Source organism: Peribacillus sp. NPDC097675 (assembly GCF_050277655.1).
Classification (GTDB): Bacteria; Bacillota; Bacilli; order Bacillales; family DSM-1321; genus Peribacillus.
Genome location: NZ_JBNNSK010000001.1, coordinates 382,261 through 406,411 on the forward strand (window position 1 = coordinate 382,261; position 24,151 = coordinate 406,411).

A 24,151-nucleotide genomic window follows, 5' to 3' on the forward strand; every position below is an offset into this window, starting at 1 on the left:
AGGATGAATTTTGGATAAAAAGCTTGTGGTGGAGATGAAGATAAAAAGTGGCTCTTAAACGATGGCTCTAAGTGAAGAAAAACTCCCTAAAGAAGAAAGGTTCTCACATTTTTCCGTTCTTCATTTCATAACTATTAAGGAATGGAAGGGGACGGTAATGAATGATTATCATTAGCAGATATGGCGATAGTTTGGACTATTACAGTAGTCTGTTTCGAATCCCGATTGAGTTGGTCGAGGAGGCTAACGGAAACCTTCAAGGCATTCTGCAAAAGGGGATCTATGTGAATATTCCTGGTTTCATCCTTCAGAAGGAACTGAGAGACGATCTTGATCTGGTGGCGATATCCATTCATTATCAACTGCCCATGGATGCATTGTTACTGGTTAATCAATCGGAGCAAGTACCTTTTTCGGTACCAGTTCGAATCACGGATCCCCTTCTTAATCCGGAGAAATTCTATGATTATCAGTCGCTTCTAGATGATTTGGAGACTTTATCAGTGCATTACCCATTTATACAGGTTGAATCGATTGGTAAGAGTGTGTTAGGTAAAGAGTTGCTAGAAGTTAGTTTCGGTCAGGGGGAAAAGGTCATTCATTATAACGGTTCTTTTCATGCTAATGAATGGATCACCTCGGCCATCTTGATGAAATGGTTGAATGAGTTGCTTCTTGCTTTAACAAATGATGATTGCATATGTGGGAAGGCTTGCCTGCCTTTTTTCCAGGAAGTGACCATTTCGATGGTTCCCATGGTCAATCCTGACGGTGTTGATCTTGTCCTTAAGGGAGAGACAGCGGCCGAAGGGTACTCAGATGTGCTGGAGATGAATAATGGGAACCCTGCTTTCTATGCGTGGAAGGCCAATATACGCGGAGTGGATTTAAACAATCAATATCCAGCCAAATGGGAAATTGAAAAACAGAGAAAAGTGCCACAGTCACCGGCACCAAGGGATTTTCCAGGCGAATCCTGTTTGTCGGAACCAGAAGCGATTGCCATGAAAGAATTGGCAGAAAGGCGGAACTTTACTAGAGTCCTGGCTCTCCATACCCAGGGTAAAGAGTTTTATTGGGGGTATGAAGGCTTAGAACCGCAGCAAAGTGCTGAAACCGCAAAAGAGTTTGAAGAGAGAAGCGGATACCGTGCAGTCCAATATGTCGACAGCCATGCAGGATATAAAGATTGGTTCATTCAGGAATTCAAGAAAGAGGGTTATACGATAGAATTAGGCAAAGGAATCAATCCACTACCCTTATCACAATTTCCTTCAATATACAGAGAATCCGTGCATATTTTAATGGCAGCCTTATATATGTGAAGGTGATTATTTTCGGAATATACTTCCAAAGAAATATAAGATGATTAATCGCCACATTTTCACTTTTTTCCTTTATAATGAAAGACATAAGAGGTTCATTCTGTAAATCTCTTACTCTTTTCTAATGTCTTGCTCACACATATGCCAGGCGTTTAGTTTTAAAGGGAGGTGTGTGGAGATTAAAGTGTTTAATGTAGCCCTCACTCAATTGCTGCCTATCTGTAAGATAGTAAGCATCGTTTTATTGTGTATCTCCACTACCCTTCTGATCTCGGCTTGTGAGCCTTCCAATGACCTTAGTAAACCCATGGCTGATACGGAAAAAGAACATTCCCAATCCAACCAGAAAACCTCAATAAGTACATTCGAAATTCCTGTTTCAGAAAAGGATAAGATTGAAGCTATTTATGGTTGGCTGGATTCCAACACCATCTTATATGCTGAAAAGAAAGATGGTACCGATTTCCCACAATTAATGGAATGGAATGTAGAAACAAATGCTTCGACCATTTATTATCAGCCTGCTTCCGATTTTACCGAAGTATCAATCAGTCCATCTGGTATGCATGTGATGATTTCTTCCTTCACATCATCAGGTAAGGCTTCCATCACTATCTTGGATCGAACAGGTAATCCGCAATATTCACTAGTGATACCTGCCTATGAATTGGCCTTTGATTGGAATGCATACCAAGAGGGTATGTTGTTTGTTACCAGTTTTTATGAAGATTGGACATACAGCAGTTATGTGATAAATGCAGAAGAGCAAACGGTTCGATCACTTGATTTTCCACAGCCTTTTGCTCAATGGGATAGTGAGAACGGACTGATGTTTCTTGATTGGAATAGGAATGAACCTGCTTTGACGGCTCCTTTAGAAAGAAAAGCGTTGAATGATGTGGCAGAGGAAAATTTAATGTTGGACGTCATTCATTTCAAAAAAGTGAAAACTGCGCTTATGACTATTCAAGTGGAGACAGAAAAACAAGATCGAGGTACATACGCATTTTATGATGATACAAATAAACCGATCCATTCTTTTTCCGTACCACTATTAAAAAGCTTTTCAGATTGGGTGATACCAGCCTATGATATCATTGAAAAAGATAAGGAACTAGTAACGTTCGTTCCTATAGAATCAAAAGATGCTGACCAATATGAAAGTAAGTTTACTTTAACTAAAATGAATTGGGAAACAGGTGCACAAGAAGAATTGATGAAGGACATGGAAAATGAACCATTGAGCTGTTCGCTTGATGGCAATCTATGCTTATATGGGAATCAATTCGAAAAAATAATTGATATGAAAACCCATCAAATAAAAAACTTATTCTAAGTAATTGAATGAACTAAATCAAAAGCTCGCCGCTTGGGCGAGCTTTTTCTTTTAATGGGCAACTGGAAAACCGCTGTTGATGATAGTCATAACAGTGAACCAGCCAAATACGGCTGCACTGCCTGCTGCGAATATGAAGCCTAAGAAGTTTCTTTTTTTAATTGTGGTAACGACAGCTGCTACACCCAATATTGCCACAAGTCCGAAAATGACCATTAATACCATATCAAAACCCCCTTTTCCCTAATTCAAAAACCCAATCCCTAATAATATACCCAGAGATTAAAGCAACTACCAAAAATATGTAGAAAAGATTGCATTTGTTAATATTTTAATATTTTTTCAATTGTTTGTCGAGGGTTAAAAGGTGACACTTCTATGTCGTGGGTAAATTGATTTAACCTTAAGGGCCAAGTTGGTGTAAGATAAGGGTAACAAAAATACATTGGAGTTGTTGATGATGAAATGGACTCAAATACCTCTAGGGCCTTTGCAAACAAATTGTTATATCGTTTCCAAAGGGGAGAAGTGCTTGATTATTGACCCGGGCGAGGAGCCACAAAAAATCATTCAGTACATACAGACGAAAAAATTCAAACCACTAGCCATATTATTGACGCATGCTCATTTTGACCATATCGGAGCATTGGATGCCATCCGCGAGCATTATGAGATTCCTGCGTACATTCATGAAAGGGAAGCCAAGTGGCTGCTTGATCCTGCCTTAAATGGTTCACAGAACTGGTTTCCCGAAAATCCCATGCGGATGAAGCCGGCTGATCATATCCTTGCAAGTGAACAGGAACTTACTATTGGCGATTTCACTTTTGAGGTACTGGAAACACCGGGACACTCGCCAGGTAGCATTTCCTATTATGCAAAGGAAGAACGGCTTCTCTTTTCGGGAGATGTTTTATTCCAGGGAAGCGTTGGCAGAACCGATTTAATAGGGGGTAGTGAATCGGTGCTTTTAAAAAGTATTGATACGAAATTGTTGCCGCTCTCTGATGATACGATTGTCTTCCCAGGGCATGGCCCCATTACGACAATTTTAGATGAAAAGGATACGAATCCCTTTTTAAAATAAATAATGTTGCAGGTGCTGATTCGGGCACCTGTTTTATTTGGCATGAATTTAATTGTTTGAATATTCAAATATAAGAATCTATACTGAATGTATTAGGGAACTGGAGGTGGGAATATGGAGAAGGCCTTGCATGGAATGATTAATAATAGTCTGCAGAAAAGAATTTCCTATCATGATTATATGGAATCTGTTCTCTACTCACCCACTTTAGGCTATTATATGCGCGAAAAAGAGAAAATCGGTAAGAACGGAGATTTCTATACTTCAGGTAATATTGGGGATTCATTTGGGAGGACACTGGCCAGGTGGTTTGTTTTCTTAATTAAGGAAAGAGGGCTTCCTCCTAATGTTGTTGAAATGGGCGCTGGAACTGGAAAGCTTGCCTATGACATTATTGGTTACATAAAAGAAGAAGAACCCCTGTTATGGGAGGAGTTCACTTATATCCTTGTGGAAAGCAGTCCTTATCATAATAAGCTACAGCAAAAGAGGCTGAGTCCATGTAAACAAGTCGTATTAGCCGCTGATCTTGAAGAGTGTCCCTTGATAAATGGAATCTTATTTTCCAATGAACTTTTCGATGCATTGCCCGTGCATATCATCGAAAAGGAAAAGGGTGAACTTTTAGAAATATTTATCACGATAAAAGAAGATAAATTAACGGAAATAAAGGAACCTCTTGAAAATCCTCATATCCTTTCCTATCTGGAAGAACATAATATTATATTGAATGAACATCAACGTTACGAAATACCGCTTAAGATGATTAAAGAATATGAGAGAATGACTCACCATCTCCAGTCCGGACTTCTTCTTACAATTGATTATGGATATACGGAAGCTGAATGGAAAGAGCCCGCTCATCGCCTTGGTAGCTTAAGAGCTTTCTCTCAACATACATTGGTAAATGAAGTACTTGAACGTCCCGGTGAAATGGACTTGACTACACATATACATTTCGACACCCTTATTAAACTTGGAAATAATAATAATCTAACATTGAAGGGGTTATTAGGACAGAATGACTTTTTGCTGAAAGGGGGAATTTTAGAAGAACTGAAGAATCATGAAGAGACTGACCCGTTCTCTGAACCTGCAAAGCATAACCGTGCGATTCGAAGCTTAATCATGCCAGGGGGACATAGCCAATATTTCAGAGTCTTGCTGCAAACAAAAAACTTAGACGAAAAAGTGACCCTATTTCGTAAATAAGATTATTAAAACCCATGGACTGATCGTCCATGGGTTTATGTATTTTGCTCTTAATGTGCAGCACCTGGGGTCATCATAAATACGCTCCAGTAGGAAAATCCTGCAAAGAAAACGGTAAGATAGGCACCAAAAACATAAATATACATGCGTTCAGACAACTTCAGGTAACTCAATAGTACAAAAAATCCGGTTTGTGCGAAGAATAGTAAAGACGTTTGGTGCATATGTCCAAGATAAAAGAAAATTGCCATAATCCCTGTCCAAAAGCCACAAACTCTAAACATGCGTTCCATCTGAATACCTCCCTATGTCTAGTCGTGTTCATTCTAAATAATTATAAATGAAATTGTAAGGTAATGTAAAGGATGCCTTTTGTTTCTAGGCGAGGATAGAGGCATTATAAGAACATGTTACGCAGTTAGCCATCATATTATCCATTTCCACAAGTTCGACATTTTCAAATAATGATTCAAACATACCTTTTAAGAAGAAATTGTGCATCGTACAGATTGTATTGGGATCTGCTGAGGTAACTTCTTTAAAGGGGCAGTTATAAATTCGAAAGAATATTTTATTATGATCCTCATCTACCATTATTTCGGGAGAGAACCCTGCAATCGTTGCAGCATTTTTAAGCATGCTGACTTTTTCATCGAAGCTCAGGTTGTCAATGGAGGTAGATTTGATTCTCAATTGTTGATTTATCAACTCTTCTCCGAACGATTTACCAGTCTCATAAAGCGCCTTTTTTCCTGCATCGCCCAGTGTCATCATTGTCTGAATGGCAATCTTTGAAAGGAGCTGATAGTCCCTGAAAGGAAAATGAAGTTGAATAACTTTATCTGATAAGCGGTAGATCCTGCTAGGACGTCCGCCTTTTCCCGTTTTTCGTGCCTCTGATGTCAGCATATCTACATCTTCAAGTTTAGATAGATGGAGGCGGGCCACATTGGGATGAATTTCAAAGGAGTCAGCGATTTGCTGGACAGAGACCCCATGATGATTATTCACGATATATTGATAGATATAATATCGTGTTGGATCTGCTAGTACGTTGGTGATTCTTAACGTTTGTTCCATTGTGTCCTCCTAATTCCAAGTTTAACTAATTATATTATAATACAGACAAAAAAAATTGGAATGAAAGAACCAACAAATTTACCTTAATTAAGAAAATGTTCACATTTCAATCGGATTTATAGAGTAAAAATATATACAAACATTATACAAATGTTGTACAATATCGTTATAGAAAGAAAAAAACACAATATGTGAACGGAGAGTGATAAAAGATGGAACGATTAACTTTCTTCTCGTATCCAAGCTGCACATCTTGCCGTAAAACAAAAAAATGGTTGAAGGCCAATCACGTGAGCTTCGATGAGCGTCATATATTCAAAGATACCCCAAACGAGAAAGAATTAAAGCGTATTCTCGAATTAACGACCGAAGGAATGGATGAGGTCTTGGCAACAAGAAGTGAAGCATATAAAAACTTAGACGTTAACATTGATGAGATGGTACTTTCCGATGTACTTCATCTATTGACAAACGAGCCAAAATTATTAAGACGACCGATTCTAATAGATGGTGAAAAGCTAGTGATAGGTCATAATGAAGATGCTTTACGAAATTTAGTTTCTCATAGCCTGGATTTGAAAATGAGCATATAAGTCTATTCTCGAATTTATTTTCGAGAATTTTTTTTATTAGGAAGGAATTTGTCTTATAACGTCGAAAATCTACTACAAGAAAATATGGAGGTGATGAATGATTGATATCGATTGAAAAAACAGCAGAAAAAATCCTTACCAATGCCATTAGACTATCGGCATCGGATATCCACTTTTTACCACGCAGGGAAGGCCCCCTCATTCAATTTAGAATTGATAACAAGCTCGTACCTCAAGAAAACCTCTCTTTCTTTGAAACGGAAAGGCTCATTTCCCATCTGAAATTTCTTGCCGCAATGGATATTGGCGAGAAAAGAAGGCCCCAAACCGGAGCCATCACCGTCAACCTGGCCAATAAAGTGGTTGGACTTCGACTTTCTACCTTGCCGACCACACATTCCGAGAGTTTGGTAATCCGATTGATCCCCCAGCAAAATATTCTACCTCTACAAAAGTTATCCTTGTTTCCCAATACCGCTCAAAAACTAATAGCCCTTTTGAAACATTCCCATGGGATGATCATATTCACAGGACCAACCGGAAGTGGAAAAACGACGACCTTGTATTCCCTTCTTCATCATGCACAAGAGATGATCAACCGAAATGTCATCACGCTTGAGGATCCGATTGAAAATGAATCAGAAAAAGTATTGCAAGTCCAAATTAATGAAAAGGCGGGCATAACGTATTCTGTCGGTTTAAAGGCGGCACTCAGGCATGACCCCGATATTATCATGGTCGGGGAAATAAGAGACTCCGAAACGGCCAAGATTGCAGTCAGGGCTGCCTTAACTGGCCATTTGATACTCACAACTATGCATACAAGAGATGCCCAAGGAGCCATTTCTAGGCTACTTGAATTCGGTGTAAGCTGGCTAGAGATTGAACAGAGCTTGATTGGCGTGACTGCTCAAAGATTGGTCGAGCTGAAATGCCCGCATTGTGAAGGTGAATGTAAGCCTGACTGCTCAATGACATACCGAAATAAGAGGGCAAGTGTGTATGAATTGCTTCATGGAAAAAGTCTAGCTGAAGTTCTGCAGGTGACGAAAGAGGAACAAGGAAAGGGGAAGGCCACTTACCGTCAGTTAAAAGACGAAATAGGGAAAGCGGTAGCGATGGGCTATGTGAATCAAGATGAATTTGAAAGGCTGGTTTACGAGGAGACCGAAAAGTAAATGGACGTTAAAAGAACAAGCTGTCTTTATTGCGAAGCTAGGTGAATTATTAGCCCATGGCTATCCCTTGGCCGAAGCAATCCACTTCCTGGAGTTCCAAGAATCGAAGAAAAAGTCCGGGGATTTCAATCGGGCTATTGAAGATTTAAGAAGTGGACACCCGTTGCATCAAGTGTTAACGAACCTTAAATTCCATCCAGAACTAGTGAGTTTTATATTTTACGGCGAACAATATGGCGACCTTGATCGAGCGTTGAAGGAAGGGGGACTTTATTGGAAGAAGCGAACGGAAGATACAGAAAAAGTGAAAAAGCTAATGGTCTATCCGATTTTCTTGTTCTTCTTTGTGAGCATCGTATTTTACGTTCTCCAGAGTGTTCTTCTTCCCAAGTTTCAAACAATTTTCTTTACGATGAATGTTAAACAGAATCTAATTCTGAATTTGTTGGCTGCTTCTTCAGGTATCCTCCCAACCATCCCCTTTATCCTTCTTGTATTGCTCCTTTTCTGTTATTTATTCAAGCAATTTTGGTTCGATAAGCTATGTCCCTTGAGGCAACGGCGACTATTATTGAAAATCCCTCTGGCAGGTCCCTTTTTTAAACTCTACGAAACATACTTTTTTGCAAGTCAGTTCAGCGGGTTGCTCGCTGGGGGACTATCCATTAACCAAAGTATTAAGTTATTCTCCATAAACCAGCAGCAACCATTCTATCAAAAACTTTGTTCCATCATTAAAGATGATTTGATGGAAGGGAGATCTCTAGAAGTAATCTTTCAGGAACAGCCATACTTCGATAAGAACTTGTCGATTATCACAGCAAATGGACAAAAGTACGGCCGGTTGGATTCGGAGTTACTTCACTACAGCCGTTTTTTACTGGAAAAGATTGAAGAAAGAATGAATACGATCATGAAAATCATACAACCGCTTCTCTTTTCATTAATTGGGCTATTGATTATTTCTATCTATTTGGCTGTCTTACTGCCAATGTTTTCTCTTCTCGATGGAATATAGGTACTAGAAAAAAACAGGAGGTGAATCTGCTCCGAAAATAATTGTGTGATACCTGTTATTTTCTTGTTTAGCAGATTGATATGAAGAAATATTTAAATGAGAAAGGCTTTACATTAATTGAGATGCTTATCGTATTGCTCGTTATTTCGATTCTATTGATCATCACCATACCAAACATCACAAAACATCAATCAACCATCCATTCCAAGGGTTGTGAAGCGTTTGTAAAAATGGTTCAGGCTCAAGTCCAGGCCTATGAAATCGACAATTCCAAGTTGCCTTCCGGTATTAGTGAATTGGAAACGCAAGGGTATCTTAAACAAAAATCCTGTCCGAATGGGGATAGCATCAGTATAGACAATAAAGGAAAGGTTACGGTCGTTGAGTAGCGACCTTGGGAGGGTTAGCCCTTCATCCGGAGGTTACACCATGTCGGAAACCCTAATTGTCCTGGTAGTATTTCTTCTGTTAAGTGCATTAGGTCTTAACTTATACCCGAATTTTTTTAAAGGAATGGAAAATAAAATGTTCCTTAATCAATTGAATGAAGATATTTTTTATGCTCAACAGTATGCAATAAGCCACGAAAGTTTGATTTATTTTTATATGGATAACGAGAGAGGTGTTTACACCATTTATTCATATAAGGAAGAAGGGATACTAGAGAGGACAATCCCGAAAGATATACGGTTTTTGAAAGGGACGTTGGGGGCTGCGTTTTATTTTAATCAGTATGGAAATGCATCGAAAGCCGGTACGATGACGATTGATACGACGAATGGGAAATACAAGCTAGTAGTCAATATTGGTAAAGGGAGGTTCAGGATTGAGAAACAGTAAAGGATACGTCTATTTAGAAATGATAGCTTCCGTTTCCATCTGTGTATTCTTAGTGGTGTCCATTCTGCCAATCCTTGTAGAGTCGATGTCCAATCGGAAAAATGTAGTCTTAAGGGCTGACGCCCACTATTTGCTGTATGAAAGGTTGTCGGCATACATGGACGGAGAGATAGGAGCTGTTAAAGAGGATATTACGTATCAGGAAAGACTATATGAATTGACCTGGAGTGCCCAAAAGGGGGGTTCCGATATGGTTGAAGGATGTGTTCGATATGAAAACGCAGCGGAAGAATATGAATCGATTTGTGATGTTGCGAAAAAATGAAGGGTTTACAATGATTGAAATGCTTTTTTCCTTAATGATCTTGATGACTATTTCACTCTTTGTCCTACAGCTTTTTACAATCATTCAAACACAGATAGGAACGAAAAATAAAATTCACCCTAAAGAGTGGGAGATTTTCACCTTGCAAATGCAACAGGAAGTCAGAAGCTCTAAAAGCCAGGATGTGGTGGGAAATAAATTGTTTTTACTGTCAGGTGAAGATTTATCCATGATTGAACAATATAATGACAAGCTTAGAAGACGTGTTAATGGCGAGGGCCATGAGGTCATTCTTCAGAACATATCGAATGTAGAAGTGGAAAAGAATGGCGATGTTATTGAGATCCATATAACGGATAAATCAGGTAAGAATTTCATACGGAAATTTCATCCTTTCCTTAAGAATCAGTTGGTGGCTGATGAATAATCAAAAAGGAGTCGTATTCCCGATGGTTATGATTATAGCTAGTGTATTTATCATGTTCTCAATCTTGATGATTGATCAATTTGTCATCGATAAAAAATTTTATAAAGAAGTAGAAGAGACGGAAATTTCCGATCACTTAGTGCATCTAGCCGTTAATGAGGTGACAGCCGAATGGGATGGAGAGTTACCTAAAAGCATTCAGGGGGATATCTCGTATCCGAATGGTGATGTGCATTATAAATTAACGAAACAAGATGTTCGTTATGCCTATATCGAATTTGCATCCTTGTCCAGGAATAATCGGACAAGTCGAATCATCATTCTTTATGATAAAAAAATAGGTAGAGTAATAGAATGGATAGAAAAACTCAAGGACTAGCCGTTCTTCTGATCTGAAGTACTGAAGATGAATAAGGGCGTACGATTAAAAGAAGCATATTTCGGACATACTTAGTCAGGGGTGATTTATATGTCGACAAATGCTTATATCAAATATATTACACAGCAAATCGTACAGTACTTCAATTTATCGAAGAGGGAAAGAAAAGAAAAACGGCTTCACCGAAAAGAGGATAAAGAACCTACTGTCTCTCATTGGTTCGGTATCGTTCCTTTTGCATTGTCCATGTTCATACGTAAAATCAAAAAGAGAAAGCAGATGTCTTGAGCTTCCGTTCAGACATCTGCTTTTTTTTGATTTGTTTAGGAGAAAGTTATGCTAATGCTCGGTCGGATAAATAAAACACCCCACCATTGATGATGGAAATTTGTATGTTTGGTTCATATTGGGCCTGCAATGCCTGTTTCTCGGTAAAATAGCTTTCACTTTTCTCCTCCATATCCTTATAGAAATGTTCCAACAATTCAAGGTCGGTCTGCCAACGTACCATAGCTTCTTCTGCCCAGGCATGGTCATCATTCTCAAAGCTTTTACGAATATAGGTATCAAGCCTGGACAAACCGCTTTTTGGCATGATTAAAGGCGAAAGGGTAAACGAGTTATCCGGTATTTTTGGAGTGACCTTGAGCGGCAATAAACGTTCGTGAAATCCTTCTATGATCTCCCCGGAAATCAAATTAAGACCAATAGACATGAAAATATCTTTTTTTCTGTCACATTGATAAGATATCTTTACGTTTTGTGTTAGCCAGGGGAGCAATGGACTTTGTCCGGTTTTTAAGAGAGGTCTATCCTCAAAAAGCCTGATGAAACCTGCCAGTCTTTTGGTTGATTGGATGATTTGGTGAAGCCGTGGCGACCCAAAGTGAATTTTTTCCCCTTTCATATCTGGTGGTGCCAGTTCGGGGTGCGTGATGAAAGTGAGTTGACCAGGATTTGGTATCCCCCCGGTTTTTTCGAGATAATGCCAATAAAAAGGTCTGTTCATCAGTTCCTTATCCATTTCAACTGTTAACTGAACTGTGAGATAGGCTGAGGTATCTTCTAGCACAACACAGTCATTCGCTTGAAAGTAGGTTAATAAAAAATCATGAATTTCCTGTTGCTGCATGAATTTCACCATCCTTCATATCTTGTGCGAACTGAATCATGGAAGTTAAATTATCCATTTTTATTTTCATTTCGCCTTCCGTTTTGGATTCTCCGACAACATCTATTAAATATTCCTCGATATTGGTTATTTCCAATTTTGTTAATATATCATCCAATTCCCCTATGACCTTTTCAAACAGATGAATTTTCTCATATAACAATTTCAATATATGTTCTTCCACAGTATTTTTCGTTGCAAAGTTATAGATCATGACGTCTTCCTCTTGCCCAAGCCGATGAATCCGTCCAATCCTTTGTTCTAATCTCATTGGATTCCAAGGTAGATCAAAATTAATCAAATGGTGGCAAAATTGCAGATTGATTCCTTCTCCACCAGCCTCGGTGGCAATCAAAACTTGGATTTTCTTTTGAAAGAGTTCCCTCATCCAATCTTTTTTCCCACGCTTAAATCCACCGCGAAAGGGTACGGAAGAAATGCCGTGTTGCTGTAAATACCATTGAAGATAAAGTTGGGTAGCCCGGTATTCGGTGAAAATGATCACCTTGTCATCAATTCTTTTAATAAGTTCCAAAGCTTTCTCAGCCTTTGAATTCTGTTCGGTAAGATTCACCTTCTCGAAAAGTTCATCTAACTTTGATTCGAATTCAGCGCTCGGTTCTTTATATTTTTCCTTCATATTCTTCAATGTATAGTAGACTGCTTCTCTGCTACTGCATGCTTCCCTTTGGAGGGTAAGTGAAGAAAAAGCGCTTCCCTTCGTACCTTCTGACATCGGTTTAAACTTGGTTACGGCATCATACAAGGCTTGTTCTGTCGGTGAAAATTCAATGATAATCGTTTCGACATTCCGCTTCGTCCATTCTATCCCCGTATCGGCACGGCGATTCCTTATCATGACCGTATTGACGAGGTCCTTTAAATGCTCATCTTCAAGAATGTTCCGACCTTTCCCTTTATATTTCTCGGAAAAGAGTGTGGCATTCCCTAAGTGTCCAGGTTTTAATAAAGAAACGAGATTAAAGATTTCTTCGACTTTATTTTGAATCGGAGTTGCAGTCAGCAATAAACAAAATTTCTTTTTAAGATTTTGAACAAATTCATAGTTCTTCGTTTTATTATTTTTAAGTTTATGAGCTTCATCGATAATGATAAAGTCATATTCTAAATTAGAGATGATATCCCGATGGGGGGCTCGTTTAGCCGTATCGATGGACGAAATAACGATATCACATGATTCCCATACATAACTCTTTCTCTGTACGACTGCGGGAATATGAAATTTAGTATTCAATTCGAAAGCCCATTGGGTGACAAGTGATGCAGGCACAAGGATCAAAACTTTCTTGACTAGGCCGCGAATCATATATTCTTTTAAAATCAATCCTGCTTCAATCGTCTTACCAAGTCCGACTTCATCAGCCAATATGGCTTTGCCATTCATATCTTCAACTGCCTGTCGCGCTGCTTCTAATTGATGGGGAAGCGGCGTGAGGTTTGGAAGATGTTTTGGGGCTTGTAGACCCTCGAAATCAGGAATGATCAGGTTCTCTTCCATATGGACAGCCAATTTATAAAGGTCCCAGTTTCCCCACGGTCCATCATTTTCCATCTTTTGAAGAAATTCATCATTCCACTCAGAACTGAAGGATATATTAATTTTCATTGATACTTGCTCCTTCTTAACACGTAATTTTCTTATTTGTTGTTGGACCCATGTCGATCATGTAATAAAATCTTTCTCTACGAAAGTTATTGCAGAGAAAAGTATCTTGGGGTAGGATGTAAATATATTTAGAAAATTGCAATAGTAATGAAATATAAGAATGAGTTTACAAATCTTAGTATTCATAGTATTAGCATTCGGCGCATGCTTTATCCAAGATTAACAAAGCATAGATATTGCATTAGTTCTAGATATTTGAAAAACGTTCAGTCGGGAATTGTTGATTTTTTAACCATTTCCATTAATAAGCGGGTGATGGTAAGGGGAGAGACTACATATCTATAGATGTAGCGCCGAAGGAGCAAGCTTAGCAGTGAATCTCTCAGGCAAATGAACTCTTATCGGACGCGACTCTGGAGAGCGCCAGACTACTAATGATGGCCACCAAAGGGGAAAACCTATTATATAGGTAAACTTTCAGGTTTCAGGACAGAGAAAAAGCCAGTTTGGCTTTCTCTGTCCTTTTTTGTGTCCTTTTTCACATTTAATGGATTCTAGGGAAAACAGCTGGTGATAAAGGTAAGCATTCATAAATAGGGGAGGTCATTTTTTGAGCACTTTGAAAAGAACGCCATTATTCGAGGTTTATAGTGAAAACGGTGGGAAAACGATAGATTTTGGTGGTTGGGAACTTCCGGTACAGTTTTCGGGCATTAAAGATGAACACGAAGCTGTACGTACGAAAGCAGGCTTATTCGATGTATCGCATATGGGAGAGATAGAGGTGAAAGGCCTTGAAAGCCTTGTCTTTTTACAAAAGATGCTGACAAATGATGTATCTAAGCTGAAAAAGGGTGGAGCATTATACACGGCCATGTGTTATGAAAATGGAGGGACGGTTGACGATCTTATCGTTTATCAAAAAGCGGATGACGATTATCTGCTCGTGGTTAATGCAGCCAATATCGAAAAAGACTTTAATTGGCTTCAGGCTAATGGTATGGAAGGTGTCAAAATCCATAATGTTTCAAACGATTATGCACAACTCGCTTTGCAGGGCCCCCATGCAGAAAAAATATTGCAAAAAATAACCGAAAATACGGATTTGAGCACGATTGGCTTTTTTAAATTTAAAGAAGACGTCGACATTCATAATATATCCACGATGGTTTCACGTACAGGGTATACGGGAGAAGATGGCTTCGAGATATACTGCCAGAGTGAAGATGGTCCTGCCCTTTGGAGAGCGATTTTGGAAGCCGGTAAGGAAGAAGGAATACAACCGATTGGATTGGGGGCTCGTGATACCCTCCGGTTTGAAGCAAAACTACCATTATACGGGCAGGAACTTTCACCGGATATCACTCCAATCGAAGCCGGTATTGGATTTGCGGTTAAAACGGAGAAGGATTCTGACTTTTTTGGGAAAGCTGTGCTTCGTGAACAAAAGGATAAAGGGGCACCGCGTAAGCTTGTTGGTATCAAGATGATCGAACGTGGCATACCTCGGCATGGCTATAAAGTATACAGCGGGGACAAAGCCATTGGTGAAGTAACGACAGGGACTCAGTCGCCAACATTGAAAAAAAATGTAGGATTGGTGCTTATAGATAAGAACCATTCAGATCTTGACACCGAAGTTGAAGTAGAAATACGCTCAAAAAGACTGAAAGCTATTATTATAAATACGCCTTTTTATAAAAAAAGAGGAAAGTAGAAGGGAATGGTCCATAAGATGAAACATCGTTACTTACCGATGACAGAACAGGATAAACAGGAAATGTTGGAAGTTATAGGAGTCAAAACTGTAGATGATCTTTTCAGTGATATTCCAGAAAGCGTTCGCTTTCAAGGTGAATATGACATAAAACCAGCCAAATCGGAACCAGCTTTACTGAAAGAATTATCAAAACTAGCTTCCAAAAATGCGGATCTTAAAAACTATGTATCCTTCCTTGGAGCGGGTGTATATGATCATTATTCACCTGTCATTGTGGATCACGTCTTATCCCGTTCGGAGTTTTATACAGCCTACACCCCTTATCAGCCGGAAATTTCTCAAGGGGAACTTCAGGCCATTTTTGAATATCAAACGATGATTAGTGAATTGACGGGTATGGAGGTTGCGAACTCCTCCATGTATGACGGGGGAACGGCATTAGCCGAAGCAGCCATGCTTGCTGCCGGTCAAACACACAGGAAAAAGATCCTCATCTCAGCAACAGTACATCCAGAATCAAGAGAAGTGGTGAAAACATATGCCAAAGGACAACGTGTTGAAGTCATCGAGATTCCTCATAAAAATGGTGTCACGGACTTGGCAGCATTAAAGGACCTGGCTATGGATGATATTGCAGGCGTGATTGTACAGTACCCGAACTTTTTCGGACGCATCGAACCGTTGAAGGAGATGCAAGAGCTCATACATAATGTGAAATCCATGTTCATCGTGTCCAGTAATCCACTTGCACTTGGTGCATTGACCCCACCAGGTAAACTGGGTGCTGATATCGTGACAGGCGATGCCCAGCCATTCGGAATTCCGGCCGCCTTCGGTGGACCTCATTGCGGATATTTTGCGGTCACGAAGAAACTGCTCCGTAAAGTCCCAGGCCGTCTAGTAGGGCAGACGGTTGATGAAGACGGGAAACGTGGATTTGTACTGACGCTTCAGGCACGAGAGCAACATATACGCCGTGACAAGGCGACATCCAATATATGTTCCAATCAGGCATTAAATGCATTAGCAGCCTCTGTGGCGATGACGGCACTAGGGAAAAAGGGCGTCAAAGAAATGGCTGTGCAAAATATTCAAAAAGCTCATTATGCAAAAAAAGCACTACAGGAACATGGAATAGAAGTTGTATTTGAAGGACCCTCATTTAATGAATTCGTCATTAAACTTTCTCTTCCCTTCAAAGATGTCAATAATAAGCTCTTTGAAAAAGGAATGATTGGCGGCTTTGATTTAGGTTCGGTTTATCCGGAGTTGCCAAATCATATGTTAGTGGCAGTTACGGAACTTAGAACAAAAGAAGAAATCGATGCATTTGCGCAGGAACTGGGAGGGCAACTATGAATAATCAAGATCAATCACTCATTTTTGAAATCAGTACATCCGGTCGAATTGGATATAGCCTTCCGGAAATGGATGTAGCGGGCGTTTCACTCGAGGAGATCATTCCTGCTGATTATATACGTGAAAACGAAGCTGAGCTTCCAGAGGTTTCAGAGCTGGATATCATGCGTCATTATACGGCTCTATCAAAGCGGAATCATGGTGTGGACTCTGGGTTCTATCCGCTCGGGTCCTGCACGATGAAGTATAATCCGAAAATCAATGAAAACGTAGCAAGATATAATGGTTTTTCCCATATCCATCCCTACCAAGATCCATCGACCGTTCAAGGTGCTTTGGAGTTATTATATGATCTACAGGAACATTTAATTGAAATTACGGGAATGGACCAGGTGACTTTACAACCGGCTGCGGGTGCGCATGGTGAATGGACGGGTCTAATGATGATAAGGGCTTTCCATGAAGCCAATGGGGACTTAAACCGGACGAAAGTCATCGTTCCCGACTCGGCTCATGGAACGAATCCGGCATCGGCAACGGTCGCCGGTCTGGAAACGATAACCGTGAAATCCAATGAATTCGGGCTCGTGGACCTTGAAGATTTGAAACGAGTCGTAGGTCCAGATACGGCAGCACTAATGCTGACGAATCCGAATACGTTAGGCTTATTCGAAGAGAATATCCTCGAGATGGCACAGGTTGTTCATGAGGCTGGTGGAAAATTATATTATGATGGAGCTAACCTCAATGCCGTTCTTTCCAAAGTCCGCCCAGGAGATATGGGATTTGATGTTGTGCATTTGAATCTCCATAAAACATTCACCGGCCCTCATGGAGGCGGAGGACCTGGATCTGGTCCAGTAGGGGTAAAGGCGGAACTGATTCCCTATTTGCCTAAACCGCTTGTGATCAAAGATGGTGATCAATATGTTCTTGATTATGACCGTCCGCAATCCATTGGACGCGTCAAGCCCTTTTATGGTAACTTCGGCATCAATGTAAGGGCATATACGTATATCAGGTCGATGGGTCCGGACGGTCTTAAGACCGTTACCGAGAATGCAGTCATCAATGCAAATTATATGATGCGTAGGCTGGAGCCGTATTTCGATTTGCCGTATAACCGTCATTGTAAGCATGAATTTGTACTAAGTGGACGTAGGCAAAAGATGTTGGGTGTTCGCACATTGGATATCGCCAAAAGGTTACTGGATTTTGGGTATCACCCACCAACCATTTACTTTCCGTTAAATGTAGAAGAGGGAATGATGATTGAACCGACTGAAACGGAGTCAAAGGAAACGTTGGACGCTTTTATTGATGCAATGATACAAATAGCCAAAGAGGCAGAAGAAACCCCTGAAATCGTTCAGGAGGCGCCTCATACAACAGTAATTAAACGCCTGGATGAAACATTGGCTGCCAGGAAACCAATTCTTCGTTATCAAGGTTAACGATTCGTATAAAAAAATCCCTGCCAACTGGCGGGGATTTTTTCGTTTGGGCATTCCTATGTATCACGTGGAAATAAGACGCTTAATTGTTATTCATGCTTCCCTTTCCCGTACCGAACACAAAATGCACTTATTTCTTCGCCTTAATCTTACCTGTCCACATTTTGAATCCGCCTTTTAAATGGAAAAGTTCTCTGTAGCCCTTCTTGTATAGCATGGCTGCAGCTCTTCCACTAATGATTTCACTTTGAGCGTACAAATAAACAGGCTTGTCCTGTCTAATTTCGACTAACCGGGTCTTCATTTGTGTCATAGGGATATTTCTTGCGCCTAAGATATGGCCATTATCAAAATCATTGGGTTCCCGCACATCGATTAATTGCACTTTTCTGTAGTTTGCAATAAATTCTTCCTGTGTTAAGGTTTTAACGATCTTACGTTGACGGAACCAATTAAAAAGTGAATATGCAACGATGGCTACTATGATGACGATTAGTGTATATAAAATCTCCAAACATAAAAACTCCCTTCTACCTAAACGAATACAGACAATGTCTATTATATAATTGGTTGCACCAATAATCAAAAAAAACTTCATAAATATTTCTAGCTTTTCTTCCTTTCTTTTTAAGCGTGCAAAACTCTGGTAAACTACTATTTGTGAGTTTTTTTAAAGAGGGTCTAATGAGCCTAGCGGAAAAGAGGGGTAAGTATGGCAAAAGAAAAATGGGGATTCATTGATTCAGGTAATTGTTCGGCTGCTTATAATATGGCAATGGATGAAGCGCTCCTAAACTGGCAGAGTAATGGAGAAATTCCACCCATTATCCGATTTTACGGGTGGAAACCAGCTACATTGTCAATTGGGTATTTTCAAAAGGCAGAAGCTGAAATAGATCTAGCAGAAGTTAAAAGGCAAGGTTTAGGTTTCGTCCGCAGACCTACAGGAGGACGGGCTGTTTTGCATGAACATGAATTAACCTATAGTGTAATCCTCCCCGAGTCCTATCCGGGAATGCCAAATACAGTTACAGAAGCATATCGAGTGATTTCTGAAGGAATATTAATAGGGTTTAGAAATTTAGGATTGGATGCTTATTTTTCTGTGCCGGAAACCGAGCAGGAAAAAGCGCTGTTAAAATCACCAAAGTCCTCAGTCTGTTTCGATGCCCCAAGCTGGTATGAGCTAGTCGTTGAGGGAAGAAAAGTTGCTGGCAGTGCACAAACGAGGCAAAAAGGTGTGATCCTTCAACATGGAGCTATCCTGCTTGAACTTGATGAGGATAAGTTATTTAGTGTATTTAAATTCTCCGATGAGCGGAAAAAAGAAAAAATGAAAAATAATCTAAAGAATAAAGCAGTGGCGATCAATGATCTTGCCGGTAGAAAAATATCAATTCTCGAAGCGAAACAAGCCTTTGAAAAAGGATTTGCTGAAGGACTGTCGATTGAATTGGAACCATTTGAACTGAATGGACAGCAATTACAGGAAGTGAAGGACATTGCCAAAAATAAATACGAAAGCGATGACTGGAATTTTTTGAGGTAGAAAAAGCAAGAGAATGAAATTCGATAATAAATAAGTTTTTTCAGATTTGTGTGAACAAGTTTGCTTTTCCTTTAACGTCAGGGCTTTGAAAGAGGTAGACAAAAAGCAAGGTTGAAATTCATTGAAATCTGTCGAAAATTTATTCAAAATCGACATTTTCCTCCCTTTTGCTAACTCAGTTAATAGATTTATCGTTTGACAAAATCAAAAGACAATCAACGTGGACACAATATATAGTAGTTTAAATAATTACTTAAACACTACATGTTGAATTTTGAGTTTCGCTATGATAAATTTAGTGTAACTTGTTAAGCGAAACGGACATGTAGACTACATATTGATTTTTGCAACAAGAACGGATCTTGAAACATGTAAAGGAGAGGGAATTATGTCAGTTGTAATTAAAGAAGCTTTAAAGGTTGATCTAGAAAGGTTGAATAAAGATATATCTTTATTTCCCCAAGTTCATCCTGTAACGGCTGATATGAAAATGATGCATAAAGGCGTGTCTCGTCTGGTTATGCTTGACCGCTATTCTTTTAAGGATACTGAAAAAATCACACTCTCTGCTGGCGATTTTGTAGTATTGACCATTAAAGAAGATCCGAAATTTCCTGCACGTGGACTTGGCTATATCGTTGAAATTGATTGGGAATCGAAAAAGGCGAAGGTTTTGGTGGATGATGAGTTCCGCGGAGTGCTAGATAATCCAGAAGAAGTGGAAACAGGAATTATTAATCGGCCGCTTGATATTATCGAAAAGCCGCTTGAAATATATTACGAACAAATTGCCAAGCGTAATGCAACGGGTCTGGCTTCAGTAGAAACGACTGAAGAGAAAAGAACAGAATGGTTCCAAAAATTTTATGAGGAACTGAAGGACCTTAATTTTGTGCCGGCCGGCCGTGTTTTATATGGTGCAGGTTCCAACACGGATGTGACGTATTTCAATTGTTACGTAATGCCATTCGTTCCAGATTCCCGGGAAGGGATTTCTGAACATAGGAAACAAGTTATGGAAATCATGAGCCGTGGAGGCGGAGTTGGTACGAATGGTTCGACGCTGCGCCCAAGGAATACCCTAGCGAAAGGGGTTAATGGGAAGTCTTCAGGATCCGTTTCATGGCTTGATGATATAGCGAAATTGACTCACTTGGTTGAACAGGGTGGGAGTAGACGTGGTGCCCAAATGATCATGCTTACCGATTGGCATCCTGACATTGCTGAGTTCATAATTTCTAAAATGCAAAATCCAAGGATTCTTCGTTATCTCATGGAGAATACGAAAGATGAAACCATAAAAAAATATGCATCGGATAAATTGAAATTCACGCCGCATACCGAACAGGAAATGGCCATGTATCAAGGAATCATCAATTATAAAGAGATTCCAGGCCAAGGTGGATTCAATGAGAAAATCATTAGGGAAGCCGAGGAAAAAGTTCGTATAGGCGGAACATATAGTGTCCATAATCCGGACTTCTTGACTGGTGCCAATATTTCAGTCTGTTTAACGAAGGAGTTCATGGAAGCCGTCGAAAAAGATGGTGAATATGAATTGCGTTTCCCAGATGTCGAAAGCTATGATGCGAAAGAAATGGCGATTTATAATGAAGAATGGCACAATGTGGGTGATGTGCGCGAATGGGAGAGAATGGGCCATAAAGTCCGTGTCTACCGTAAAATCCGTGCTAAAGAGCTTTGGAATTTAATCAATATATGTGCGACGTATTCTGCTGAGCCTGGGATATTCTTCATTGATAACGCCAATGAGATGACGAATGCAAAAGCTTATGGACAGCAAGTGGTGGCCACAAACCCATGTGGTGAACAGCCGCTGGCTCCATTCTCCGTTTGTAATCTAGCTGCGGTCAACCTAGCTGAAATGGCCGATAAAGACAATAAGACCGTTAACTACGAAAAGCTTAAAAGAACGGTTGAAGTGGGCGTGCGGATGCAGGATAACGTCATTGATGCAACTCCTTATTTCTTAGAGGAAAACAAAAAACAAGCACTCGGTGAGAGACGGGTTGGACTAGGTGTGATGGGTCTACACGATTTGCTCATCTACTGTGAAACCGAGTATGGTTCAGAAGAAGGAAAGATCCTGGTAGATAAAGTGTTTGAAACGATTGCGACATCAGCCTACAAAGCTTCAGTGGAACTTGCAAAAGAAAAAGGCAGTTTCCCGTTCCTAACTGGTTCCACAGACAAAGAGACGACTGAGCTTAGGACACGCTTCACGAATACTGGGTTTATGAAAAAGATGCCTGAAGATATCCGTGAAAGTGTTGCCGAACACGGCATACGCAACTCGCACTTATTGACCGTTGCCCCAACGGGAAGCACAGGAACGATGGTCGGTGTTTCGACTGGTCTTGAACCATATTTCTCCTTCACGTATTTCCGTAGTGGACGCTTAGGGAAATTCATTGAAGTCAAAGCAGACATTGTTCAGGAATACTTGGATCGTCATCCTGAGGCAGATCCTGAGAATCTTCCGAAGTGGTTCATTTCGGCAATGGAACTGGCTCCGGAAGCCCATGCAGATGTTCAGTGCATTATTCAACGTTGGATTGATAGTTCCATCAGTAAAACGGTTAACGCTCCAAAAGGATATACCGTTGAGCAAGTCCAAAAAGTATATGAACGTTTATACAAGGGCGGTGCAAAAGGCGGTACGGTATATGTAGATGGAAGCCGTGACAGCCAGGTACTGACGCTTAAAGCTGAAGAAAACCAAATGGAACAGCAACTTGAAATGGATGGCTTAACAGATGTGGAAGAAAAGAAAAAGGTCGTTCTGGTCGATACCATCAATGAATTGCGTTCGACTAATGTTACGATTGGATCAGAAGTAGGTAACACGTGTCCAGTTTGCCGTAAAGGTGAAGTTCAGGAAATGGGCGGTTGTAACACATGTACGAATTGTGGTGCACAATTGAAATGCGGACTTTAAACTGAAGGATAATTAGTCGTTGAGGAGAGCTAAACAGCTCCCCCAGCGACTTTTTTTATTGTCAGATTTACTTTTATTTCATGTTCATACATTTTTTATAAAGGAGATTTCGTGAAGGATTTTATTTTTTATGGTTAAACTATTCATTATTAACTACGATGAGGTGTATGAATGGAAAACCAGAAGAGTAATAAGAAGGTAAGCGTTTGGTGTATTGTCAGCATGGCCTCGATTCCTCTCGTGATGACACTGGGGAATTCAATGCTTATACCAGTACTGCCTGTTTTTGAGGAGAAAGTAAACATATCATCTTTTCAATCAAGTATGATAATCACCAGTTATTCGGTAGCTTCGATCTTTCTCATCCCGGTTGCGGGTTACTTATCTGACCGGATTGGAAGGAAAAAAGTTATTCTACCAAGTTTGATCTTAGCTCTTATAGGAGGATTGATTGCGGGTTTTGCTTCCTGGAAAATGGAAGACCCTTATACTTGGATCATTATAGGACGGGTCCTTCAAGGTATTGGTGCATCTGGCGCATCACCAATTATTCTTCCATTAGTAGGAGATCTATACAAAGATGATGATGAAAAAACCAGTTCGACTCTCGGTATCGTTGAAACATCAAATACGTTCGGTAAAGTGTTGAGTCCCATTTTAGGGTCATTGTTTGCAGCTATACTTTGGTTTTTACCGTTCTTTTCAATATCTTTTTTTAGTTTGATTTCCATCGTTCTCGTTTTCTTTTTCATAAAGGTTCCAAAGAATGAAGATGAACCGGTAAAATTCAAGGAATTCATTAAAAAAACGAAAAGCACCTTCAAGGAAGAAGGAAAATGGCTTTACTTAGTCTTTTTATTGGGCGTTTTCGTCATGCTCATTCTTTTTGCAGTGCTATTTTTCTTATCGGATAATTTAGAAAAAATACACCATTTAAAAGGAGTGAAAAAAGGCTTCGTCCTGGCCATTCCTTTATTCTTTTTATGTGTTTCATCTTATGTAGCGGGAAGGAAAATAAAAGGAAGCATACCATTAATGAGGAAAATCATATTGGTTAGCATATTCTTGATGTCAGCAAGTATAGCTTTTGTTGGCTATACAAAGGCAAAAATCATCTTCTTGCTCATCCTGACCTCCCTATTGGGAATTGCTATAGGTGCTATGCTCCCAACCTTGGATGCTCTCATCACAGAAAATATTGAAAAGGAACAAAGGGGAACGATATCATCATTCTATAGTGCTGCACGGTTTATTGGTGTGGCGGCTGGACCGCCACTCATGTCGATTTTAATGAAAAATCATTTGAACACAAGTTATATCATTGCTGGAGTGATGGGCTTGGTCTTGCTTTTCTTTGTCTTTAAATTCATTACCGAAGATACGATGAAAACCGAAAAAACGGGGAAGGCCGAATCCTGATTCAGGATCCGGCCTTTCTATATTGTGTCAGTTATTTTCTATTTGCTGACCGATTTCCTTCTCGGCCAAGTAATGATTCACTCTTTTACTATT

25 protein-coding genes and 2 riboswitches are annotated in these 24,151 nt (G+C 39.9%); of the genes, 19 read left to right on the top strand and 6 right to left on the bottom strand.

What is annotated here, in order from left to right:
* Positions 1 to 161: 161 nt before the first annotated feature.
* Together ACQKL5_RS01880 and ACQKL5_RS01885 are read left to right on the top strand one after the other, a co-directional pair.
* Positions 162 to 1,325: a M14 family metallopeptidase gene (locus ACQKL5_RS01880; RefSeq protein WP_427606323.1), complete on the top strand. Its 1,164-nt coding sequence runs from the start codon at positions 162 to 164 to the stop codon at positions 1,323 to 1,325.
* Positions 1,326 to 1,497: 172 nt separating this feature from the next.
* Positions 1,498 to 2,661 (top strand): hypothetical protein, encoded by a 1,164-nt coding sequence (locus ACQKL5_RS01885; RefSeq protein WP_427606324.1) that lies wholly within the window; start codon positions 1,498 to 1,500, stop codon positions 2,659 to 2,661.
* A gap of 51 nt (positions 2,662 to 2,712) precedes the next feature.
* On the opposite strand, the gene ACQKL5_RS01890 is transcribed toward ACQKL5_RS01885, so the two are convergent.
* Positions 2,713 to 2,886 (bottom strand): DUF2759 domain-containing protein, encoded by a 174-nt coding sequence (locus ACQKL5_RS01890; RefSeq protein WP_427606325.1) that lies wholly within the window; start codon positions 2,884 to 2,886, stop codon positions 2,713 to 2,715.
* Positions 2,887 to 3,121: 235 nt separating this feature from the next.
* Here ACQKL5_RS01890 and ACQKL5_RS01895 point away from each other — a divergent pair, with 235 nt between their 5' ends.
* Together ACQKL5_RS01895 and ACQKL5_RS01900 are read left to right on the top strand one after the other, a co-directional pair.
* The gene (locus ACQKL5_RS01895) at positions 3,122 to 3,748 is read left to right on the top strand and encodes an MBL fold metallo-hydrolase (protein WP_427606326.1); all 627 of its coding nucleotides are present in this window, start codon (positions 3,122 to 3,124) and stop codon (positions 3,746 to 3,748) included.
* A gap of 114 nt (positions 3,749 to 3,862) precedes the next feature.
* Positions 3,863 to 4,960 carry a class I SAM-dependent methyltransferase gene (locus tag ACQKL5_RS01900; protein WP_427606327.1) on the top strand — a complete coding sequence of 366 codons (1,098 nt, stop codon included), beginning with the start codon at positions 3,863 to 3,865 and terminating at the stop codon, positions 4,958 to 4,960.
* 50 nt (positions 4,961 to 5,010) lie between these two features.
* Here the strand turns inward: ACQKL5_RS01900 and ACQKL5_RS01905 are convergent, their stop codons facing one another.
* Positions 5,011 to 5,253: a DUF2626 domain-containing protein gene (locus ACQKL5_RS01905; protein ID WP_427606328.1), complete on the bottom strand. Its 243-nt coding sequence runs from the start codon at positions 5,251 to 5,253 to the stop codon at positions 5,011 to 5,013.
* An 85-nt stretch (positions 5,254 to 5,338) separates the two neighbouring features.
* Entirely contained in the window at positions 5,339 to 6,040 is a 702-nt protein-coding gene (locus ACQKL5_RS01910) for a helix-turn-helix transcriptional regulator (RefSeq protein WP_427606329.1), read from the bottom strand.
* Between the two features lie 212 nt (positions 6,041 to 6,252).
* On the opposite strand from ACQKL5_RS01910, the gene ACQKL5_RS01915 reads away from it, so the two are divergent.
* The 9 genes from ACQKL5_RS01915 to ACQKL5_RS01955 all read left to right on the top strand — a co-directional run bounded on the left by ACQKL5_RS01915 (position 6,253) and on the right by ACQKL5_RS01955 (position 11,088).
* Entirely contained in the window at positions 6,253 to 6,633 is a 381-nt protein-coding gene (locus ACQKL5_RS01915; protein WP_427606330.1) for a Spx/MgsR family RNA polymerase-binding regulatory protein, read from the top strand.
* 101 nt (positions 6,634 to 6,734) lie between these two features.
* The gene (gene comGA / locus ACQKL5_RS01920) at positions 6,735 to 7,811 is read left to right on the top strand and encodes a competence type IV pilus ATPase ComGA (protein ID WP_427606331.1); all 1,077 of its coding nucleotides are present in this window, start codon (positions 6,735 to 6,737) and stop codon (positions 7,809 to 7,811) included.
* Positions 7,771 to 8,829 carry a competence type IV pilus assembly protein ComGB gene (gene comGB / locus ACQKL5_RS01925; protein ID WP_427606332.1) on the top strand — a complete coding sequence of 353 codons (1,059 nt, stop codon included), beginning with the start codon at positions 7,771 to 7,773 and terminating at the stop codon, positions 8,827 to 8,829. Before comGA ends, comGB begins: the two co-directional genes overlap by 41 nt.
* 80 nt (positions 8,830 to 8,909) lie before the next feature.
* Entirely contained in the window at positions 8,910 to 9,218 is a 309-nt protein-coding gene (gene comGC / locus ACQKL5_RS01930) for a competence type IV pilus major pilin ComGC (protein ID WP_402965816.1), read from the top strand.
* Between the two features lie 40 nt (positions 9,219 to 9,258).
* Positions 9,259 to 9,669, top strand: a complete 411-nt coding sequence (gene comGD / locus ACQKL5_RS01935) for a competence type IV pilus minor pilin ComGD (RefSeq protein ID WP_427606333.1) — start codon at positions 9,259 to 9,261, stop codon at positions 9,667 to 9,669.
* The gene (locus ACQKL5_RS01940; RefSeq protein ID WP_427606334.1) at positions 9,656 to 9,994 is read left to right on the top strand and encodes a hypothetical protein; all 339 of its coding nucleotides are present in this window, start codon (positions 9,656 to 9,658) and stop codon (positions 9,992 to 9,994) included. The genes comGD and ACQKL5_RS01940 overlap by 14 nt, the downstream gene beginning before the upstream one ends.
* A complete protein-coding gene (gene comGF, locus ACQKL5_RS01945) occupies positions 9,942 to 10,421 on the top strand; it encodes a competence type IV pilus minor pilin ComGF (protein ID WP_427606335.1) in 480 nt (159 codons plus the stop codon). Before ACQKL5_RS01940 ends, comGF begins: the two co-directional genes overlap by 53 nt.
* Positions 10,414 to 10,800, top strand: a complete 387-nt coding sequence (comGG, locus tag ACQKL5_RS01950) for a competence type IV pilus minor pilin ComGG (protein WP_427606336.1) — start codon at positions 10,414 to 10,416, stop codon at positions 10,798 to 10,800. The genes comGF and comGG overlap by 8 nt, the downstream gene beginning before the upstream one ends.
* A 90-nt stretch (positions 10,801 to 10,890) precedes the next feature.
* Positions 10,891 to 11,088 carry a YqzE family protein gene (locus ACQKL5_RS01955; RefSeq protein ID WP_427606337.1) on the top strand — a complete coding sequence of 66 codons (198 nt, stop codon included), beginning with the start codon at positions 10,891 to 10,893 and terminating at the stop codon, positions 11,086 to 11,088.
* 46 nt (positions 11,089 to 11,134) lie between these two features.
* Here the strand turns inward: ACQKL5_RS01955 and ACQKL5_RS01960 are convergent, their stop codons facing one another.
* Together ACQKL5_RS01960 and ACQKL5_RS01965 are read right to left on the bottom strand one after the other, a co-directional pair.
* Positions 11,135 to 11,932 (bottom strand): YqhG family protein, encoded by a 798-nt coding sequence (locus ACQKL5_RS01960; protein WP_427606338.1) that lies wholly within the window; start codon positions 11,930 to 11,932, stop codon positions 11,135 to 11,137.
* Positions 11,910 to 13,598, bottom strand: a complete 1,689-nt coding sequence (locus tag ACQKL5_RS01965; protein WP_427606339.1) for a DEAD/DEAH box helicase — start codon at positions 13,596 to 13,598, stop codon at positions 11,910 to 11,912. Before ACQKL5_RS01965 ends, ACQKL5_RS01960 begins: the two co-directional genes overlap by 23 nt.
* Positions 13,599 to 13,910: 312 nt before the next feature.
* Positions 13,911 to 14,006, top strand: a riboswitch (glycine riboswitch).
* A gap of 3 nt (positions 14,007 to 14,009) precedes the next feature.
* A riboswitch (glycine riboswitch) is annotated at positions 14,010 to 14,093 on the top strand.
* Positions 14,094 to 14,208: 115 nt separating this feature from the next.
* On the opposite strand from ACQKL5_RS01965, the gene gcvT reads away from it, so the two are divergent.
* From gcvT to gcvPB, 3 genes are read left to right on the top strand one after another with little or no spacing between them, the layout of a single operon-like run.
* On the top strand, positions 14,209 to 15,315 hold the full coding sequence (gcvT, locus tag ACQKL5_RS01970; protein WP_427606340.1) for a glycine cleavage system aminomethyltransferase GcvT: 1,107 nt from the start codon (positions 14,209 to 14,211) through the stop codon (positions 15,313 to 15,315).
* Positions 15,316 to 15,333: 18 nt separating this feature from the next.
* Complete coding sequence (gcvPA, locus tag ACQKL5_RS01975; protein ID WP_427606341.1) at positions 15,334 to 16,677, top strand: aminomethyl-transferring glycine dehydrogenase subunit GcvPA; 1,344 nt, start codon at positions 15,334 to 15,336, stop codon at positions 16,675 to 16,677.
* A complete protein-coding gene (gcvPB, locus tag ACQKL5_RS01980) occupies positions 16,674 to 18,131 on the top strand; it encodes an aminomethyl-transferring glycine dehydrogenase subunit GcvPB (protein ID WP_427606342.1) in 1,458 nt (485 codons plus the stop codon). Before gcvPA ends, gcvPB begins: the two co-directional genes overlap by 4 nt.
* Before the next feature lie 130 nt (positions 18,132 to 18,261).
* On the opposite strand, the gene ACQKL5_RS01985 is transcribed toward gcvPB, so the two are convergent.
* A complete protein-coding gene (locus tag ACQKL5_RS01985) occupies positions 18,262 to 18,645 on the bottom strand; it encodes a rhodanese-like domain-containing protein (protein ID WP_427606343.1) in 384 nt (127 codons plus the stop codon).
* A 198-nt stretch (positions 18,646 to 18,843) separates the two neighbouring features.
* Here ACQKL5_RS01985 and ACQKL5_RS01990 point away from each other — a divergent pair, with 198 nt between their 5' ends.
* The 3 genes from ACQKL5_RS01990 (at position 18,844) to ACQKL5_RS02000 (ending at position 24,058) form a co-directional block, all read left to right on the top strand.
* Positions 18,844 to 19,680, top strand: coding sequence for a lipoate--protein ligase family protein (locus ACQKL5_RS01990; RefSeq protein WP_427606344.1), 837 nt, complete (start codon positions 18,844 to 18,846; stop codon positions 19,678 to 19,680).
* A gap of 388 nt (positions 19,681 to 20,068) precedes the next feature.
* Positions 20,069 to 22,639, top strand: coding sequence for a vitamin B12-dependent ribonucleotide reductase (locus ACQKL5_RS01995; RefSeq protein ID WP_427606345.1), 2,571 nt, complete (start codon positions 20,069 to 20,071; stop codon positions 22,637 to 22,639).
* 171 nt (positions 22,640 to 22,810) lie between these two features.
* Entirely contained in the window at positions 22,811 to 24,058 is a 1,248-nt protein-coding gene (locus tag ACQKL5_RS02000; RefSeq protein WP_427606346.1) for an MFS transporter, read from the top strand.
* Positions 24,059 to 24,151: the final 93 nt, after the last annotated feature.

Excerpts from the sequence above, each read along its gene's own strand:
- ACQKL5_RS01880 (WP_427606323.1), top strand. The coding sequence starts at position 162 with ATGATTATCATTAGCAGATATGGCGATAGTTTGGACTATTACAGTAGT.
- ACQKL5_RS01890 (WP_427606325.1), bottom strand. The coding sequence starts at position 2,886 with ATGGTATTAATGGTCATTTTCGGACTTGTGGCAATATTGGGTGTAGCA.
- ACQKL5_RS01895 (WP_427606326.1), top strand. The coding sequence starts at position 3,122 with ATGAAATGGACTCAAATACCTCTAGGGCCTTTGCAAACAAATTGTTAT.
- ACQKL5_RS01900 (WP_427606327.1), top strand. The coding sequence starts at position 3,863 with ATGGAGAAGGCCTTGCATGGAATGATTAATAATAGTCTGCAGAAAAGA.
- ACQKL5_RS01905 (WP_427606328.1), bottom strand. The coding sequence starts at position 5,253 with ATGGAACGCATGTTTAGAGTTTGTGGCTTTTGGACAGGGATTATGGCA.
- ACQKL5_RS01910 (WP_427606329.1), bottom strand. The coding sequence starts at position 6,040 with ATGGAACAAACGTTAAGAATCACCAACGTACTAGCAGATCCAACACGA.
- ACQKL5_RS01915 (WP_427606330.1), top strand. The coding sequence starts at position 6,253 with ATGGAACGATTAACTTTCTTCTCGTATCCAAGCTGCACATCTTGCCGT.
- comGB (WP_427606332.1), top strand. The coding sequence starts at position 7,771 with ATGAATTTGAAAGGCTGGTTTACGAGGAGACCGAAAAGTAAATGGACG.
- comGC (WP_402965816.1), top strand. The coding sequence starts at position 8,910 with ATGAAGAAATATTTAAATGAGAAAGGCTTTACATTAATTGAGATGCTT.
- comGD (WP_427606333.1), top strand. The coding sequence starts at position 9,259 with ATGTCGGAAACCCTAATTGTCCTGGTAGTATTTCTTCTGTTAAGTGCA.
- comGF (WP_427606335.1), top strand. The coding sequence starts at position 9,942 with ATGAAAACGCAGCGGAAGAATATGAATCGATTTGTGATGTTGCGAAAA.
- comGG (WP_427606336.1), top strand. The coding sequence starts at position 10,414 with ATGAATAATCAAAAAGGAGTCGTATTCCCGATGGTTATGATTATAGCT.
- ACQKL5_RS01955 (WP_427606337.1), top strand. The coding sequence starts at position 10,891 with ATGTCGACAAATGCTTATATCAAATATATTACACAGCAAATCGTACAG.
- ACQKL5_RS01960 (WP_427606338.1), bottom strand. The coding sequence starts at position 11,932 with ATGCAGCAACAGGAAATTCATGATTTTTTATTAACCTACTTTCAAGCG.
- ACQKL5_RS01965 (WP_427606339.1), bottom strand. The coding sequence starts at position 13,598 with ATGAAAATTAATATATCCTTCAGTTCTGAGTGGAATGATGAATTTCTT.
- gcvPA (WP_427606341.1), top strand. The coding sequence starts at position 15,334 with ATGAAACATCGTTACTTACCGATGACAGAACAGGATAAACAGGAAATG.
- gcvPB (WP_427606342.1), top strand. The coding sequence starts at position 16,674 with ATGAATAATCAAGATCAATCACTCATTTTTGAAATCAGTACATCCGGT.
- ACQKL5_RS01990 (WP_427606344.1), top strand. The coding sequence starts at position 18,844 with ATGGCAAAAGAAAAATGGGGATTCATTGATTCAGGTAATTGTTCGGCT.
- ACQKL5_RS01995 (WP_427606345.1), top strand. The coding sequence starts at position 20,069 with ATGTCAGTTGTAATTAAAGAAGCTTTAAAGGTTGATCTAGAAAGGTTG.
- ACQKL5_RS02000 (WP_427606346.1), top strand. The coding sequence starts at position 22,811 with ATGGAAAACCAGAAGAGTAATAAGAAGGTAAGCGTTTGGTGTATTGTC.